Genomic DNA, 17,912 nt, shown 5'->3' on the forward strand with positions numbered 1-17,912 from the left:
CATGGGGTGCCATGCGAGTTAGTCGCGATGTAGATCGACCGGCGGGGTACCTCTGCCAGTATCTGGGCAAGCGCACGATGGATCGGAATCCAAACCCGAGCGTCTGTCTTCTCTTGGGTGACCGACACAACTCCATGGCTATGCAACCAAGCTCTTCTCTCGCCGGCGCGACGCCGAGATAAAATACAGGATGGAATGAGGACTTCGACGAAGCGCGCCGCTTGCGGACTAGCCCGACGGTCTTTGTCCGCTAACCTGCTTTCGAATTACTCGCCAGCCGATAACCGTACCCGTAACTGATATGACGAGACCTGCAGAAATAAGAGACCACATTATAAGGTCCCACAAGGGACGGTTGTGCAGAAGGATCGGCAAGTCGAAATCATGAAATAGATTGAAGACCCACCGGTACGTTCTCTGGCTGCGATCCTGGATCGAGAGGATTTTTCCGTTTGCTGGATCGAGATGCACCCAGGTCGAGCCGGGATCGTCGAAGCCGACGCGGAGAACCGGAAATTGCCGAACGATGCGATGCGAATACCAGTAGACGTCTTCCTCTTCCAGTCGCTCGCGAAGAACGATCCGGCTTTCTGGCAGTAGCCGCTGTGCCGCGTGCGCGATCTGATTATCGCCAAGAGCGAGCGGTGCGCCGTCTGATCCGCGCGCCACTGTGCGGTGTTTCCCATCGCTCACTACGGCAATGGGCTCATTTCCAAGCCAGCTGAACGAAACGTCCTTTGCTCCAGCGGGAAGAAGACCACGAAGTTGCGCGATCGTTAGGCGAAACGGCTCAGGCTGGTCGGCGTAGTACGACGGAATGTTTCCGAACAACGGCGGCAGCGTGCTGAACAGACCGAATGGACCGACCGACAGCCAACCTGTCGCGATCCAGGTGGTCAAGAAAAGGCCACCGATCAAGCCGGAGAGATGATGCCATTTCAACCAGCCTCGGAAGGGTGTGATGCGGCCGTGTGCATAACGTTGCAACACGCGGAGACGGACGATACCGAGCCATAATCCAGCGACGGCGACGATGATCACCGGGCCTGACAGCCACATGACAACCTGGCGCCAAAGCTCGCCGTTCGAGCGAATGGCTGTGAAGTAAATCCAGTGCGGGATTGAGCCGAGATAATTCCAGAACCGCGTAGATCGTGTCGTCCTCTGGACGATCTCACCGGTGTGCGAGGAGACGTAAATCTCCGTCCCGGCGCCGTCATCGAGCACAAAAAGATAAAGAGGGCGATGGATGTTGAAGGTCGACGTCGTGGTCCACTGATCGCGATCGACAGTGTCCTCGTAGCGAATAGCTTGTCCGGGAAACATCTCGGCAAGATGTGATCTTGCGTCTTCGACGCTCACGGCATTGATGAGTTTGCCATCGAGAGCCGAGACAGCGACGGACGTCGTAATGCCCGCAATACGATAGACAGGCTCGCTTCCCCACATCTCCAATCGGAAGAGGGCGGGGAGGCTTGGCACATTCGCTGTCTCGAACGCATTGCCGGGCGTCACCGCGATACGCGAAGCGTCTAATGGATGGAGCGTTGCCACGCGATCGGCATCCGTCCAGGCCGGATAGGGGACGTACATCATCACGAGGCCGGACGTGAACCACATCACGCAGAGAAGACACGCGGCAACGCCGACCCAGCGGTGCAGGATGCTCAACCAGCGTAGGCCGATTTTGATTACTGGAGATGAAGCGTTGGTGGCTTCTCCGGTCATGGGGCGACTTCCTCTTGCACCGGAAGTGGGTGGTGGCTCGCGCCACCAGCCAAATCAGAACTTGACGGTCATCGCGCCGGAGAACGTGCGGGGTTGGCCGAGATAGCCTTGCAGGCCACCGTAACCGCCCGAAGCCGGGTCGTCGTACTTCAGGTATTGTGCGTAGACCTTATCGAACACGTTCTGCACGCGGAAATCGATTGTCGTCCAATCTGTCGGTTTCCACTGCAGGCCGGCGTTGACGATCGTGTAGGCGGGGCGTTTCACTGTGTTGTCAAAGTTCTCGAACGACGACCCGATATACTGCAGGCCGCCGCTGGCCTGCCAGCCACGCGCGAACGCCCAGGTCAGCCAGAGATTGGCTGTTTGTTCAGGGATAAGGATCGGCGTTTTGCCGCTGTAGTCGGTCACCGCGAACGTTGAGAAATCGATGTACTGGAAATCGTCATACTGAGCTTTCAGCCACGCCGCGTTTGCATCGACTCGCCACCCATACCCAAGTTCAAGTCCGCCCGATGCTTCGACGCCGTACGACGACTGTTGGCCGATCTGCTGAAACTGATAGGAAGCGTCGAGCACGATAAGATCGTTTTTCTCGATACGATATCCAGCGAGCGTCCATTCGCCCCTTCCGTTCCAGAACGATTGCTTCACTCCAACTTCAATCTGGTTGCCCGTTGTGAGGTTGAAATTCGCGAAGTTCTTCGCCAGATCGAGCAGCGGTACGTTGATCGGGTCTGACGCAACCGAATATTGCCCGTAGATCGCGAAGTTTTTCACCGGCTCAAAGACCGCGCCGACGCGCCACCCAAGGGCGCCAAAAGTCTTTTCGAAACTCTGGCTAAGGCTGACGTCTTCGCGTTCGATTGTTGGCGCGTCAAAGCGGACACCGCCGACGACGGTCAGGTTGTCGAGAAGATGAATGCGGTTTTCCGCGAATACGCCATACTCGGTCAGCTCGGACTTGTATTTCGGGTCGAGCTGATTGGGGTTCGGGAAGAGACCGCGGTCGAAATGATAGGGATCGAGCGAGTTGGACTCGAACGGAATGTAGTTGGCATATCCGAAGCGCGTTCGCGTCACGTCAACCCCGACCACGGATTCATTGGCGAATCCGAGCACACGGGTTCGCAACGTTGCGTCGCTTCGCGATCCGATCTGATCCTGCTGTTGAACGATATGGATATAACCGCTGCGGTCGACGTCGCCGGTGACCGGATTGAGGAAGTAGTCTTCCGCGTTGCGCCATTCGCGATTGCTGCTCGATATATACGCGATATTGCGGAACGACAGCGCGGAGCTCGGCGTGTACTCGGTCTTGAACTGGGTGAAATTGTCCTTGAACCGAATGCGGCTGTCGTAGACGTTGTAGTTCTTCTCGCGCAGGCTTTCGTCGATTTCGCCGTCCCGGAACGGCGTTCCGAAGTAGCGCATCGGCTTCTGATCGCCGTAGTCCGTTGAAAGAGTGAACACGAGATTCGGCGCGGCCTGCAGCCTCAACGCGCCGGAAATCCCGAAGTTTTCTGAATGCCCGAGATCGACCCAGCCTTCCGAAGCGTCGCCGCTCACGTCGAAGCGATAGGAGAGCGCTTCGTTCAACGGACCCGCGCTGTCGAGTGACAGGCGCCGCGTCATGTTCGAGTCGACGTAGACCTGCGCTTCATTCTCAAAGCCTGTCGTAATCGGCTTTTTCGGAACAACGTTGATAACGCCGCCAATCGCGCCTTCACCGTAAAGAACGGAGGCGGGTCCGTGCAACACTTCGATGCGATCGACGGACCACATGTTGAACGGAAATGTAACGTTGCCGCGGCCGGGCGATATGCGCGTTCCGTCATACAAGCGCACGACGGACCCGTTGCCCTGATAGCCGCGGCTCGCAAAGGCTTGCCCATAGACCGGATTGGCGACACTGCTGAATCCCGGCGCATTATGGGTTATCGCATCCGTCACCGTGTCCTGGCCGCGGTCGCGGGCCATCTCGCCTGAGATCACAGAAACACTGGCCGGAGTTTCGAGTGGTGTTAGATCAAGCCTGCTGCCGGCAGTTGTCGGCACGTTGAGATTGAGCCCAGGCTTGGTCGGTGTGTTGACGCCGGTTCGTGCGGGATCCACCACCGGCTCCGCGGGTGTATCCGTGGCGCCCTGTTTCCCTTCACCAGTCTGCTTTTGTTGCGATAAGGTCTTCTTCTTTTTCTTTGAAGACGTGGTCGACTCTTGTCCACCGAGCACCGTGATGGGCGGCAAATTGCCAGGATTTTGCGAGTTTTCCGAAGGTTTTGCCTCTTGAGCGCACAGCGCGAGCGAGCTCGAAGTCATCGCTAGGGCGAACAGGCTGACGCGTGTGGAGACGACGAAACGACGTGAATTCGCGGCCCGCTGGGGCGGCAATTCGACAATGAGATTTGACATAGATCCTGCGCGGTCGACGGTTGTGGCACGTCACCGCGAACGAAGCCGTCCCGAGTGCTGTTCTGCACTCAAGTCGTCAACGATCAGAACACCCCGTCTGATGCGTGCTCGCGTGTGACCACGACTGTCGGCAGGTCTCCTGGCTCGCGGGTCCTAGCGTCTCGACCAGCCTTCCCGGAAATGGTGTTCCAGTGGCATTGGGGTCGAGGGCTCGCCGCTTACAGTTGCGGGGGCAGCCGCGGCATTTGGCATTGTGCCAGCACCGCATTCCCTATTGATCCCTTGCGGGAACCGACACGGTTTAAATTCTCTACTTGGCTGACCGAGTCAATCGATTGAGTCCGAATTGGAAACATATGTGCTCGCAACGACACAATGTTTGTTGGTCAGCGCTGATTTGACTCTGTGAGCGGTCGCTTAGGCTTTATAGCCCTGAGATATAAAATCCATGAGCTGGTTCAGTTGCCGAGTTACAGCGCCGGAATCGCCATCGTCGAGCGCATAAAAATCGAAGCGCTCGTTGCTCGCCAAGTTCGGCAATAGCGCTGGCAGCGAACTTTCGAAAAACACGCGACTACCATCGCCTGTGGCATTCGTTTCGGCTTCGCTTCGCCCATGCGTGACGATGACGGTCATGCGCGTAATGCTCCTGAGCAGCGGCTGAAGGTTTTGGCCGTCGAAGGTGAATGCCACATCCGGGCGCCAGACGCGGTCGAAATAGCCCTTCAGCATCGCCGGAATTGCGAACATCCAAATGGGCAAAATGAAAATCAATTCGTGTGCCGACTGGAGATCTGTAACGAGCCTACGAATATCTTCAGGAATGCCGCCGGATGGATAAGATGAAAACTCGTGTCCCGAGGTTACGGGGTTGAAGTTCAAACGATAGAGATCATTGACGACGGCCGTCGTGTTCCGTGCTGCAAGCGCCGCGATTGCGCGTTCCGCAATCTGCCCGCAAAGACTGTTTGGCTCCGGGTGACACGTCACAAGAAGGCAGGTGCTTGGGGAACCAGTCATAGCGTCCGTCAATTGGAAGCCGTGCGGATAGAGACAGAAGGATCGGTCTCGATCCGCAGGGCATGAGTTTCTGTCTACGCGCTTTCGCGCATCGTCTTGGCTGCTTCAACCATATTCTTGAGCGCAGGCAGCACTTCTTCCCACTTTCGGGTCTTGAGGCCGCAATCAGGATTGATCCAAATCTGCTCGGGTACGAGATGAGCGCGCGCTTTGCCGATCAGGTCCGTCATATCGTGGACATGGGGACAGCGGGGTGAGTGGATGTCGTACACCCCAGGGCCGATCTCGTTCGGATACCGGAAATCCGAGAACGCTTCGAGTAATTCCATCTGCGACCGCGAGGTTTCGATCGAGATGACGTCGGCGTCGAGTGCAGCGATCGCTGGCATAATGTCATTGAACTCGCAGTAGCACATATGGGTGTGAATTTGCGTCTGGTCGGCCGCGCCGCCTGCTGCCAGTCGAAAGCACTCGACCGCCCAGCGGAGATAAGCATCCCAATGCGCGCGCCTTAGCGGCAGGCCTTCGCGTAGTGCGGGCTCGTCGATCTGGATAATTCCGATCCCGACTTTTTCGAGATCGGCAACCTCGTCGCGGATCGCGAGTGCAATTTGCCTGCACGTCACCGAACGAGGTTGATCGTCGCGTACGAACGACCATTGTAGGATCGTCACCGGACCTGTCAGCATGCCCTTGACAGGTTTGTTCGTGAGCGACTGGGCGTAAGCCGACCAGCCGACGGTCATTGGCTTCGGGCGGGAGACGTCGCCAAAAATGACCGGCGGCTTTACATAGCGCGTGCCGTAGGACTGCACCCATGCGTTCTGGGTGAATGCAAATCCGGAAAGTTGCTCGCCGAAATATTCAACCATATCGTTGCGCTCGAACTCGCCGTGAACGAGCACGTCGATGTCTAGCTCTTCCTGGATGCGGATGGCCTTCTCGGTCGCCTCGCGCAAAAACGTATCGTAGGCGGTGTCAACGAGATCGCCGCGCCGATGTGCCGCCCGGGCTTTGCGAACCTCCTCGGTTTGAGGGAATGATCCGATCGTCGTTGTCGGGAATTTTGGCAGCGAAAGTCGCTTCCGTTGCGTATCGTGCCGTGCGGCATACGGGCTTGATCGCTGCGCATCTCGTGGCGTGACGGCCGCTAGCCGCGCCGCAACATTGGCATCGTGAACGCGAGGCGATGTCGAACGTGACTTCACAGCGGCGTCGCTCGCATCGAAGGCCTCGGCGGCGGCTGACCTGCACTGGCTCGCGGCACGCGTCAGCACCTCGATCTCCAAAAGCTTTTGCTTTGCGAAAGCGAGCCAGGATTTCAAGTCGGCGTCGAGTTTGGTTTCGGTAGCGAGATCGACGGGCGCGTGCAGCAACGAGCATGATGGCGCAATCTGTAGATTGTCGCGGCCGCGTGATGTGATCGCCTTTTCGGCGAGCTTGAATGCCTCGCTGAGATCGGCGCGCCAGATGTTCCGGCCATCGACGACGCCAAGCGAAAGGACTCGCGTGCGCGGCCAGACGGACAGTACGGTATCGAGTTGCTCGGGCGCGCGTACGAGATCGACATGAAGGCCTTGCACAGGCAGCGAGGCCGCGAGTGACAAATTATCGCCGAGCTTTTCGAAATAGGTCGCGAGGAGAATCTTCACGCGGCTGCCGGCGAGGGCTTGATAGGCCGCGCCGAGTGCGTTGCGCTGTGCATCGGTCAAATCGAGCGCAAGTATCGGCTCGTCGATTTGCACCCAGTCGGCACCCGCATCTGCGAGAGCTGCAAGTACGTCGCCGTAGACAGGAAGCAGACGATCAAGAAGCGTGAGCGGCTCAAGATCGGGACACTTTGCCTTCCCAAGAGAAAGATAGGTCACGGGTCCGATCAAAACCGGACGCGTGTGGATGCCAAGCGCTTTGGCTTCCTTGAATTCATCAATGGGCTTGCGCGATGCAAGACGAAATTCCTGACCCTCGTAGAACTCGGGCACGATGTAATGATAATTGGTATCGAACCATTTCGTCATTTCCATCGCGGGAGCGACGGCGGACCCTCGCGCCATGGCGAAGTAGGTATCGAGATCGACTGAGCCAAGGCTTTCGGCGGCTTCGGCAACATCGGCCATCATCGCGTAGGCATTCGCGGTGCGCACGGACAAGGCAATTCGCCCGCCGTTCGCAGCGGCGCTGGAGCGATATCGCGGGGGTATGGCTCCGACCATCGCGGTGGTGTCGAGGACTTGGTCGTAGAAGGAGAAATCGTTCGACGGAACAATCTCAATTCCGGCGTCCCGTTGCAGACGCCAATGACGCTCACGAAGCTCTGCTCCGGTCTTGCGGAGCGTCACGTAATCGATCTCGCCTTTCCAGTAGGATTCCGTCGCCTTTTTCAGCTCGCGCTTGAGGCCAATGCGGGGGAAGCCAAGGTTTGCGGATTGAACCATCGTATGCGTGCCTTTCGGGAGTAGGTGAAATTCAGCGGCGTTTTAGCGGTCGATCGCGATCGGGCGGCCGTCTTCATCAATTGCGACCATCTCGAAGCTGCCTCTCATGGCGAGCTTCCCGTCCGACTTGCCGAGCGTTTCGGCGATCACGTCGACCTTGACCGTCATCGAAGTGCGGCCGACCCGTTCGACGCGCGCCACTAACTCGACGAGCTGACCGACGGCGACCGGCATATGGAAATCGACGCGGTCCGATCGCGCCATCACCACGCTGCCGCCGGCGCGCCGGGCGGCGGCGATGGCTGCCGCCTTGCTCATCAGGTTCAAGGCCGTGCCCCCGAACAGCGTGCCGTAATGGTTGGCCTGCTCGGGAAACACGATCTCGACAAAGCGCGTCTCGGCGGGATCGGGTATCATTTGCTCAGTCCTTGGAGCGTTCGACGAGCTTGACGATAGGGATCATCTGATCGCCCCATTGCCCACGACCGTTGTGAACTCGGTGAACTCGCATCAGTTCAATCGACGCTCCCGCATCCACTGCTTGATGGATTTGCAAGTTGAGGCGATGAACCGTATCGGCCACCTTGCGGATCGCCACGTCGACGTCAGGGGCTTTCGGACCGTTGAATGGCTCAGGCATATTGATCACTTCTGCGGTTTTCACGGGATGGCTCTCTCGGGTTTTGTTGGGGCGAAAGGCTGCGCTATTCCGCAGCCGGCAGGATTCGCTCGGTATGGAATTGCGCCGTTTCGGTCGATTCCGACATCGCGGTCGTCGAAGATTTGCCGCCCGTGATGGCAAGTGAAACGGCATCGAAATAGCCCGTGCCGACCTCGCGCTGATGCCGTGTTGCCGTGTAGCCTTCGGCTTCGCTTGCAAATTCCGCCTGCTGGAGTTGGGAATAAGCAGCCATGCCGCGGTCGCGATAGCCGCGAGCCAATTCGAACATGCCGTAGTTCAGCTGATGGAATCCGGCGAGCGTGACGAACTGGAACTTGTAACCCATGGCGCCGAGTTCGCTCTGGAACTTTGCGATGGTCGTGGGATCGAGTTTTTTCTGCCAGTTAAAGGATGGCGAGCAGTTATAAGCGAGCTTCTTGCCGGGGAACTTCGCATGAATCGCTTCGGCGAAACGGCGGGCATCGGCGAGGTTCGGCGTGGACGTCTCCCACCATAACAGATCCGCGTAGGGCGCATATGCCAAGCCGCGCGCAATGCAGGCGTCGACGCCGTTGCGCAATGTGTAGAAGCCTTCCGGCGTGCGCTCGCCTTTGACGATGAATTCGCGGTCGCGTTCGTCGATGTCGGAGGTGATCAGCTTCGCAGATTCCGCATCCGTTCGCGCGATGATGAGGGTTGCTACGCCCATGACGTCGGCCGCAAGCCTGGCAGCGACAAGATTGCGAATGTGCGCTGCTGTCGGGATTAAGACTTTGCCGCCAAGGTGGCCGCACTTTTTCTCTGACGCGAGCTGATCCTCGAAATGAACGCCGGCGACACCGGCCTCGATATAAGCCTTCATGATCTCAAAGGAGTTCAGCGGGCCGCCAAAGCCTGCTTCGGCGTCGGCGACGATGGGTGCGAACCAAGTGGCGACGCTGGATTTGCCTTCCATGTGCTCGATCTGATCGGCGCGCTGAAGCGTCCGATTGATGCGACGGGCCAGCTCCGGCCCAGCGTTCGCCGGATAGAGGCTTTGATCCGGATACATGGCGCTCGCTGTGTTGGCGTCGGCCGCGACCTGCCATCCGGAGAGGTAAATGGCCTTCAGACCGGCTCGCACCATCTGCATCGCCTGATTGCCGGTGACGGCACCAAGCGCATGGACGTAGGGCTCCGCATTCAAAAGATGCCACAGGCGCTTGGCGGCGATGTCAGCGAGCGTGTGACGGATCGGAACGGAGCCTCGCAGCTTTTTGACGTCATCAATTGAGTATGGACGCTCGATGCCATTGAACCGGTCGGGGGCGGCGTCGATCCCGAGTTGAATCATTTCCGACGTATTCATGGCTTGATCCTCGCTTGCCAAATGATCCGATGTTCGCAATATCCGCATTCCGGAAGCGCGCGAAACGCCTGAATTTGTGGAGATTTGCAAGGCAATGGATGCGAATTTGCAAATTTTGCGAATGCGGAGGCTCGCATGAGAAAAGCCTTCATGGGCGTCCGCTTGAAGCGGCTGCGTGAGGAGCGTGGCCTGACGCAGGTCGCGTTGGCGCGGGCGCTGGAACTCTCTCCGAGCTATCTCAATCAGCTCGAAAAAAATCAGCGGCCGCTGACGGTTCCGATCCTGCTCAAGATCAACGCCGTGTTCGGCGTCGATGTGCAGCTTTTCTCGGAAGACGAAGAGGCGCGCTTGATTGCCGACCTGAAAGAGGTGCTGGCAGATCCGGGACTTGGCGAACAGATCGCGTTGACGGAAATTCGCGAGATTGCATCGAACATGCCGGCTATTGGGCGGGCGCTTGTCGCTCTCCACACGCGCGGCCAGCAGGCATCCGAGCGAGCCGATGCGCTTGCGTCACGTTTTGGACTTGAGGCGAGCGACATCGAGCCTGCACCTCTGATGCCCTACGAACAGGTGCGTGATTATTTCTACGCTCATCACAATTACATCGCGGAGTTGGACGAAGCCGCCGAGAAATTGTTTGGTCGGGCGAAGCTTGTCATCGGCGACGTGGCGTCCGGGCTCAAGGATTATCTTCGCGCCAAGCACAGTGTTGACGTCATCGTTGCGCCCGCGATGGATGCACTTTCACCACAGCGGCGGTTCCATCGCGCCCAGCGAACGCTCGAACTTGCGGCAAACCTCACACCCGGACAACAGGCTTTCGAGATGGCAACACAGCTTGCCTTCATCGAGATGGGAGATGTCCTCGATGCGCTCGCCGAGGATGCGGCGTCGGGAAGCGAAGAGACTTTGCGCCTGGCGCGCATTGGCCTCGCGAACCACTTCGCCGGCGCGCTGTCGATGCCGTACAAGCCGTTTCTCGAAACGGCAGAAACATTGCGATACGATATCGATCTGCTTGGCCAAAGGTTCGGCGTCGGCTTTGAAACGGTTTGCCATCGTCTCAGTGCATTGCAGCGTCCGGAAGCGCGCGGCGTACCTTTTTTCTTCGTCCGCGTCGATCGCGCCGGAAACATTTCAAAACGTCAGTCGGCGACCGATTTCCATTTCTCGCGAGTCGGCGGGTCTTGTCCGCTGTGGAATGTCTATGAGGCCTTCTCGACACCGGGGCGCATTCTGACCCAGCTTGCGCGAATGCCGGACGGGCGGACCTATCTTTGGATTGCCCGCACCGTCTCGCGCGGACACGGCGGTTACGGGACACCCGTCAAAACCTTTGCGATCGGTCTTGGCTGCGACTTGAGCCACGCGGGCCGCCTTGTTTATGCGAAAGGCCTGGATCTTTCTGATGCGGATGCGGCAGTTCCGATCGGCGCCGGCTGCAAGGTGTGCGAGCGGCCGAATTGTCCGCAGCGTGCGTTCCCTCCCATCGGGCGTCGAACCGCAGTGGATGAGAATGAGAGGCCTTTTACGCCATATCCTGTTATCTAGTTCTTGCCCATCGAGAGATTACGATGCTTTCAGCGACGACCGATATCAGTGATCGTTTCGGTGACGAGGCGCGCGTATTAGGGCCCAATCTCCTCGATTTCGGCAGCAGAACGCGCTTTCGCGGTTCCGCCGTCACGATCAAATGTTTCGAAGATAACTCGCGTATCAAGGAGACGCTCGCTTCTCCCGGTCACGGCAAGGTTCTTGTCGTCGATGGCGGTGCGAGCAAACGTTGCGCGTTGTTGGGCGACATGATTGCGAGGGATGCGGTCGCCAACGGCTGGGAAGGTATCGTCATAAGCGGGTGCGTACGCGATATCGCCGTGTTGAAGACATTGAATATTGCCATCAAGGCGCTCGGCGCGACGCCACGCCGTTCGACCCGCCGTGATGAAGGCACGCGCGACATTCCAATAACCATCGCGGGTACAGCGATAAACGCTGGCGATATGGTCATCGGCGACGAGGACGGCGTCGTCATTCTAGCGCCTGAGCAAGGCGAAGAACTGATAGCGAAGTGAGCGTTCGCTTTTCTCCCGTTTGCCGATTCACCGAGCCGGCTTCGCAAATCTTCGCATTTTCAGCGCTTTCGTAAATTGCCGCTGTCCCTTGATACTTCGTGGAACGCAAGCGCCGCGGGGTGCTTGCGGCGGGCAATTTTGCCGAACGTCACGACAGCTCTTGGAGAACATCGATGGCTTCTGATCTCGCTAACCTTGAAAGACCGGCTCAGAAAAAGTCGGTTGCGCTCTCGGGGGTCGTTGCCGGATCGACCGCCGTATCCTCGGTCATCCCCGGCGGCGATCACCTCAGGTATCGCGGCTATGACGTTCGTGACCTGGCGATGGGCTGCTCGTTCGAAGAGGTGGCGCACCTTCTCATTTACGGCACGCTGCCATCGGCGGAAGAGCTCGCGACGTACCAGAGGAAATTGCGCGCTCAGCGCAATTTTCCGCTCGCCGCGAGGCGCGCCCTCGAAGCTCTGCCCGCCGCCGCGCACCCGATGGATGTCTTGCGCACTGGCGTGTCGGCGCTCGGATGCGTCTTTCCGGAATCGCCAGATCAAAAGGCCGAGAACGCGCGCGCTATCGCTGATCGCCTGATTGCATCGGCGCCCTCGATGCTGCTCTATTGGTATCATTTCTCGGGCAGCGGCCGCAGCATCGACGTCGAGACGGATGATGACACCGTCGCCGGGCATTTCCTCACGCTGTTGCACGGACGGGCGTCGCACCACCACCAAGTCCGCGCGCTACAGGCTTCACTGGTGCTTTACGGCGAACATGAGTTCAACGCATCGACGTTCACCGCGCGCTCGATTGCGGCGACGGGCTCTGATTTCTATTCCGCAATCAGCGGAGCCATCGGTGCGCTGCGTGGCACCAAGCATGGCGGCGCCAATCAGGCCGCGTATGAGGTCATCACGCGCTATAGAACGGCGGACGAAGCCGAGGTCGATGTGCGCGAGCGGGTGGCCAACAAGCAGGTCGTGATGGGGTTTGGCCATCCGGTGTATCGGATTTCGGACCCGCGCACTGAAGTCCTGCGTACGTTGGCGAATGAACTGGCCGATCGCTCGAACGATCACAAAGTGATGTCCATCGCCGAACGGATCGAGGTCGTGATGGCCGACTCCAAGAACATGTTCGCCAATGTGGATTGGTATAGCGCCGTGCTTTACGATCTTCTGGGTATCCCGGCCTCGATGTTCACGCCGATTTTCGCAATGGCCCGCATAGCCGGCTGGAGCGCTCACATCATCGAGCAGCGCGAGGACAACAAGATCATTCGTCCGACCGCCGACTACGTCGGCCCGGAAAGCCGTGTCTTCGTCTCGCTTTCCGAGCGCGGGATGCCGGCCCGCTGGCGCGCCGCCTGAGTGCGCGACGTCTTGCCATTGGAGAAGCGCAACAACACCTGGGGTAACTTTAGAATTCGCGCCACCACATATTGCGCATGCCCATTGGAATCTGTCTTTATGAGGACATCATAGGTCGCTGGATTTCAACATTCAGCGCTAAGAGGGAACCCGGTGCGCATCGCTTTTCGAGCGGTGCAATCCCGGGACTGCCCCCGCAACTGTGAGCGGCGAGTTCCTGTCGGATAAAGGTCACTGATGCTTCGCGTGTCGGGAAGGCCAGACAGAGAGCAGCGACCCGCGAGTCAGGAGACCTGCCTGTGATGGTGTTTTCACGTCCTCGGGCGGGGTGTCCTGATGGATTGGTTCATCCCGCCATTGCGCGCGGATGAATGCGCGTACCATGCGGCCCAAGCCCCCTTTTTTCAGGGGTTTGCCGATGTCTATCGTACTCCAAGCACGAAGCTCTCAATCCAATCACGTTTCAGGCATCGGCGCACCGAAGGCCTCGACGGAACAGCTGTTCCAGGTCATCCGGCGCAGCGGCGGCGTCACGCTATTCGACGCCAGCAAGATCACCGTGGCGCTCACCAAGGCATTCCTCGCCGTTGAAGGGGGGCGCGCGGCTACATCGCGGCGCGTTCACGAGACCGTCGAGGAATTGACTGAGCAGATCGTTTCGGCGTTGACGCGCCGCGGCGCTCAGGGCCGCACGTTCCATATCGAAGAGATCCAGGATCAGGTCGAGCTTGCGCTGATGCGCAGCGAAAACCACAAAGTTGCGCGAGCTTACGTCCTTTATCGCGAAGAGCGCGCGCGCGAACGCGCAACGTCTGCTGAACTTGTGAAGGTCGCTGCCGTTTCGCCGATGAACGTCAAGGCAAGGGACGGCCGTCTGTCTCCGCTCAACATAGACCGGCTGCGCCTGCTGATTGTCGAAGCCTGCGATGGCTTGCCGGATGTGACCGCAGAGTCCGTGCTTTCCGAAAGCCAACGCAATCTCTACGACGGAATTACGGTCGATGAGTTGGCGGAAGCGCCGGTGCTCGCCGCGCGCACCCTCATCGAAACAGAGCCGAACTACACATTCGTCGCGGCGCGATTGCTCATGGATCGGTTGCGCAGCGAGGCACTGTCGTTCGTGAGGGGTCGGGAAGACTCGGCGCGTCAATCGGAGATGGGGGCACGCTATCCCGAGTACTTCTCGGCATTGGTCGCGAAAGGCATCGTGGCCGAACTGCTCGATCCGGAACTGGCGCGGTTCGATCTGGCGCGTCTTGGGCGCGCGTTGAAGCCAGAGCGCGACGGCATCTTCCAGTATCTTGGCCTTCAAACGCTGTACGATCGCTATTTCTTGCAGACGAACGGTATCCGCTTCGAGCTGCCGCAAGCCTTCTTCATGCGCGTCGCCATGGGCCTCGCGATGCGTGAGATCGACCGCGAGGAGAAGGCCATCGCCTTCTATGATCTCATCTCGTCGTTCGACTTCATGTGCTCCACGCCGACGCTTTTCAATTCCGGAACCCCGCGTCCGCAATTGTCTTCGTGCTTCCTGACGACGGTGCCGGACGATCTCGACGGCATCTTCAAGTCCATTAAGGACAACGCGCTTCTCGCCAAATACTCAGGCGGCCTCGGCAATGACTGGACGCGCGTGCGCGGCCTCGGCGCCCACATCAAAGGCACAAACGGCGAAAGCCAGGGAGTCGTGCCGTTCCTGAAAGTCGCCAACGACACCGCGATCGCGGTCAATCAGGGCGGCAAGCGCAAAGGTGCGGTCTGCGCTTATCTCGAAACGTGGCACATCGACATCGAAGAGTTTCTGGATCTCCGGAAGAATACCGGTGACGACCGCCGGCGAACGCACGACATGAACACGGCTCACTGGATCCCGGATCTCTTCATGAAGCGCGTCGCAGAAGACGGACCCTGGACGCTGTTCTCGCCCGACGAGGTTCCTGACCTGCACGATCTCTACGGCACAGCGTTCGCGGCGCGTTACGAAGAGTATGAGAAGAAGGCCGAACGCATGGAGATGAAGATTGCGCGGCGCGTTCGCGCGGTCGATCTTTGGCGGCGGATGCTGACGATGCTCTTCGAGACGGGCCACCCGTGGATCACGTTCAAGGACCCCTGCAACCTACGCTCGCCTCAGCAGCATTGCGGTGTCGTGCACTCGTCGAACCTTTGCACGGAAATCACGCTCAACACCTCGAACGACGAGGTCGCAGTCTGCAACCTGGGTTCGATCAACCTCGCCGCGCATGTCACGCCGCAAGGTCTGGATCACGACAAGCTCGCCCGCACCGTGAAGACGGCGATGCGCATGCTCGACAATGTCATCGACATCAATTTCTACACGATCCCGGAAGCGCGGCGCTCGAACCTTCGTCATCGTCCCGTCGGTCTTGGGCTCATGGGGTTCCAGGATGCGCTGCATGCGCTTCGCATTCCTTATGGCTCGGATGATGCCGTAGCGTTTGCCGATAGCAGCATGGAGGCGATCAGCTATGATGCCATTTCGGCGTCGGTTGATCTCGCCGCGGAACGTGGCAGGTATCCGTCGTTCGAAGGCTCTCTGTGGAGCAGGGCCATTCTGCCGATCGATTCGATTGGCATTCTCAGCGACGCGCGAGGCGCAGACCTTCGGCTCGACGCGTCCGCTACTCTGGACTGGGCTGCACTGCGCGACCGCGTGAGGACGACTGGAATGCGCAATTCCAACGTCATGGCGATCGCGCCGACCGCGACGATCTCGAACATCTGTGGTGTCGCGCAGTCGATCGAACCGACATTCCGCAACCTTTACGTCAAGTCCAACATGTCGGGCGACTTCACGGTCGTGAATGCGTTCCTGGTTCGCGATCTCAAGGCGCGCGGTCTTTGGGACGAGGTGATGGTGTCGGACCTCAAGTACTTCGATGGCTCGCTCGGCACTATCGACCGGGTCCCGGACGATCTCAAAGAGCTTTATGCGACAGCCTTCGAAGTCGATGCCCATTGGCTCGTGGATGCGGCTGCGCGGAGGCAGAAATGGATTGACCAGGGCCAATCGCTCAATCTGTACCTCGCGGCGCCGAATGGGCGTAAACTCGATGCACTTTATCGCCTTGCATGGGAGCGTGGCCTCAAGACCACCTATTATCTGCGGGCCCAATCGGCCACGCACGTCGAGAAGTCGACGCTCAAGCGTACGGACGGCAAGCTCAACGCAGTCGCTAGCCCGGTTTTGCTTTCGTCGCCGGCCGAAGGCAAAGCCTGCTCGATCGACGATCAGACTTGCGAAGCCTGCCAGTAAGGAAATTCTAGAAACGGAGACATCTCATGCTCGACTGGTCAGAGCCAGCCGCCCATTCGCCGTCGGTCCGCAAACCTCACCCGATCATTGATCCGGAAGTTGCGACCGGCCTCGGCAATATCGATCGTCATGGCGGCCGCGTACGCGTCGATGACAAGGCGATGATCAACGCCCACGCCGACGTCAATCAGCTCCTTCCGCTCAAGTATCGCTGGGCGTGGGAGAAATATCTGGCTGGCTGCAACAATCATTGGATGCCGACCGAAGTGTCGATGCAGGCCGACATCGCGCTCTGGAAAGCCAAGGATGGCTTGACGGAGGACGAGCGCCGCATGGTCAAGCGCAACCTCGGTTTCTTCGCGGCATCGGAATCGCTCGTCGCCAACAACATCGTGCTGGCAATCTATCGCCACCTCACCAATCCGGAGTGCCGGCAATATCTCTTGCGGCAGTCTTTCGAGGAAGCGGTGCATACCCACACCTTCCAGTACATCGTTGAAAGTCTCGGCCTCGATGAAGGCGAACTCTTCAATATGTACCGGGAAATTCCTTCGATCACGGACAAGGCCGCCTGGGCGCTGGCGTACACCAAGCATCTGGAAGATCCGGCTTTCAAGACCGGCACGAAGGAAACGGATCAGGCGTTCCTTCGCGATCTCGTCGCGTTCTACGTCGTCTTCGAAGGGATGTGGTTTTACACTGGCTTTGCTCAAATCCTGTCGCTGGGACGGCGCAACAAGATGGTGGGCATCGCCGAGCAGTATCAGTACATCCTGCGCGACGAGAGCATTCATCTCAACTTCGGTATCGACGTCATCAACCAGATCAAGGCTGAAAATCCCGACCTCTGGACGAAGGCGTTTCAGGATGAAATTCGTCAGATGCTCCACGATGCCGCCGGTCTCGAAGCCGCTTACGGCCGGGATACGATGCCGACCGGCCTTCTCGGTCTCAACGCCGCGCTGACGGAACAGTATATGGAATTCATCGCCAACCGCCGTTGCGCACAGCTTGGCCTTATGCCGGTGTTCAAGGAACGGGAAAACCCGTTTCCGTGGATGTCGGAAGCGATGGATCTGAAGAAGGAGAAAAATTTCTTCGAAACACGCGTCATCGAATATCAGAACGGCGGAGCGCTGAGCTGGGAATGAGCTGCCTGGCTCTAGCTGTCTGCAAAACGGTCACTGCGGATGAAAGTTTGCAGTGACCGGCGACTATGCAAAAGTTGCTCGATCGAACAACTGGCTCTTGATTTCACGTACATCTCTGGAGGAGGACTTGTCGGCCATGAGCGTCATACTGCCTAACGGAAATCGGACTTACCCGACGCCGATCCCGGACGTTGACGAGATCGATAAGTGCTTGCGACAGCGCAGGTCGATTGTTGTAACGTCGAGAGACTTTCACGGCATTGAGGCGACAAGCATCCTTTGGCACTCTGAGGATCCTGTAGTCGCTGAAATTGCGCCGAAAGTTCAACTCAAAACAACACTGCGGATTTACGGGTAGATGATCAAGCGACGTGCGTATCGCAGCGCTTCGACGTCGAGATAAGATCCCAGAACGAAAATATAACAATGCCGCTCGATGGAGCCGTC

12 protein-coding genes and 2 riboswitches are annotated in these 17,912 nt (G+C 58.5%); of the genes, 5 read left to right on the top strand and 7 right to left on the bottom strand.

Going from position 1 to position 17,912, the window contains the following annotated elements; genetic code table 11:
• Positions 1-228 precede the first annotated feature (228 nt).
• The 7 genes from AACL53_RS07490 to aceA all read right to left on the bottom strand — a co-directional run bounded on the left by AACL53_RS07490 (position 229) and on the right by aceA (position 9,589).
• Complete coding sequence (locus AACL53_RS07490) at positions 229-1,728, bottom strand: PepSY domain-containing protein (RefSeq protein WP_339083868.1); 1,500 nt, start codon at positions 1,726-1,728, stop codon at positions 229-231.
• 54 nt (positions 1,729-1,782) lie between these two features.
• Positions 1,783-3,843, bottom strand: a complete 2,061-nt coding sequence (locus AACL53_RS07495) for a TonB-dependent receptor (RefSeq protein WP_339083869.1) — start codon at positions 3,841-3,843, stop codon at positions 1,783-1,785.
• 408 nt (positions 3,844-4,251) lie between these two features.
• Positions 4,252-4,451: riboswitch (cobalamin riboswitch) on the bottom strand.
• A gap of 106 nt (positions 4,452-4,557) precedes the next feature.
• A complete protein-coding gene (locus AACL53_RS07500; protein WP_339083870.1) occupies positions 4,558-5,160 on the bottom strand; it encodes an NAD(P)H-dependent oxidoreductase in 603 nt (200 codons plus the stop codon).
• Between the two features lie 74 nt (positions 5,161-5,234).
• Positions 5,235-7,595 carry a 5-methyltetrahydropteroyltriglutamate--homocysteine S-methyltransferase gene (gene metE, locus AACL53_RS07505; protein WP_339083871.1) on the bottom strand — a complete coding sequence of 787 codons (2,361 nt, stop codon included), beginning with the start codon at positions 7,593-7,595 and terminating at the stop codon, positions 5,235-5,237.
• Between the two features lie 42 nt (positions 7,596-7,637).
• Complete coding sequence (locus AACL53_RS07510) at positions 7,638-8,012, bottom strand: acyl-CoA thioesterase (protein WP_339083872.1); 375 nt, start codon at positions 8,010-8,012, stop codon at positions 7,638-7,640.
• Positions 8,013-8,016: 4 nt separating this feature from the next.
• Complete coding sequence (locus AACL53_RS07515) at positions 8,017-8,259, bottom strand: hypothetical protein (RefSeq protein ID WP_339083873.1); 243 nt, start codon at positions 8,257-8,259, stop codon at positions 8,017-8,019.
• Positions 8,260-8,299: 40 nt separating this feature from the next.
• A complete protein-coding gene (gene aceA, locus AACL53_RS07520; RefSeq protein ID WP_339086908.1) occupies positions 8,300-9,589 on the bottom strand; it encodes an isocitrate lyase in 1,290 nt (429 codons plus the stop codon).
• 150 nt (positions 9,590-9,739) lie between these two features.
• Here aceA and AACL53_RS07525 point away from each other — a divergent pair, with 150 nt between their 5' ends.
• From AACL53_RS07525 to AACL53_RS07545, 5 genes are all read left to right on the top strand, one after another.
• A complete protein-coding gene (locus AACL53_RS07525; protein ID WP_339083874.1) occupies positions 9,740-11,158 on the top strand; it encodes a short-chain fatty acyl-CoA regulator family protein in 1,419 nt (472 codons plus the stop codon).
• 23 nt (positions 11,159-11,181) lie between these two features.
• Positions 11,182-11,679 carry a ribonuclease E activity regulator RraA gene (rraA, locus tag AACL53_RS07530; protein ID WP_339083875.1) on the top strand — a complete coding sequence of 166 codons (498 nt, stop codon included), beginning with the start codon at positions 11,182-11,184 and terminating at the stop codon, positions 11,677-11,679.
• Positions 11,680-11,852: 173 nt separating this feature from the next.
• A complete protein-coding gene (gene prpC / locus AACL53_RS07535; protein ID WP_339083876.1) occupies positions 11,853-13,037 on the top strand; it encodes a 2-methylcitrate synthase in 1,185 nt (394 codons plus the stop codon).
• 95 nt (positions 13,038-13,132) lie between these two features.
• Positions 13,133-13,353: riboswitch (cobalamin riboswitch) on the top strand.
• Positions 13,354-13,455: 102 nt separating this feature from the next.
• On the top strand, positions 13,456-16,314 hold the full coding sequence (locus tag AACL53_RS07540; protein WP_339083877.1) for a ribonucleoside-diphosphate reductase subunit alpha: 2,859 nt from the start codon (positions 13,456-13,458) through the stop codon (positions 16,312-16,314).
• Between the two features lie 26 nt (positions 16,315-16,340).
• On the top strand, positions 16,341-17,465 hold the full coding sequence (locus AACL53_RS07545; protein ID WP_339083878.1) for a ribonucleotide-diphosphate reductase subunit beta: 1,125 nt from the start codon (positions 16,341-16,343) through the stop codon (positions 17,463-17,465).
• Positions 17,466-17,912: the final 447 nt, after the last annotated feature.

The sequence above is a fragment of the Hyphomicrobium sp. ghe19 genome (assembly GCF_902712875.1).
Taxonomy (GTDB): domain Bacteria; phylum Pseudomonadota; class Alphaproteobacteria; order Rhizobiales; family Hyphomicrobiaceae; genus Hyphomicrobium_B.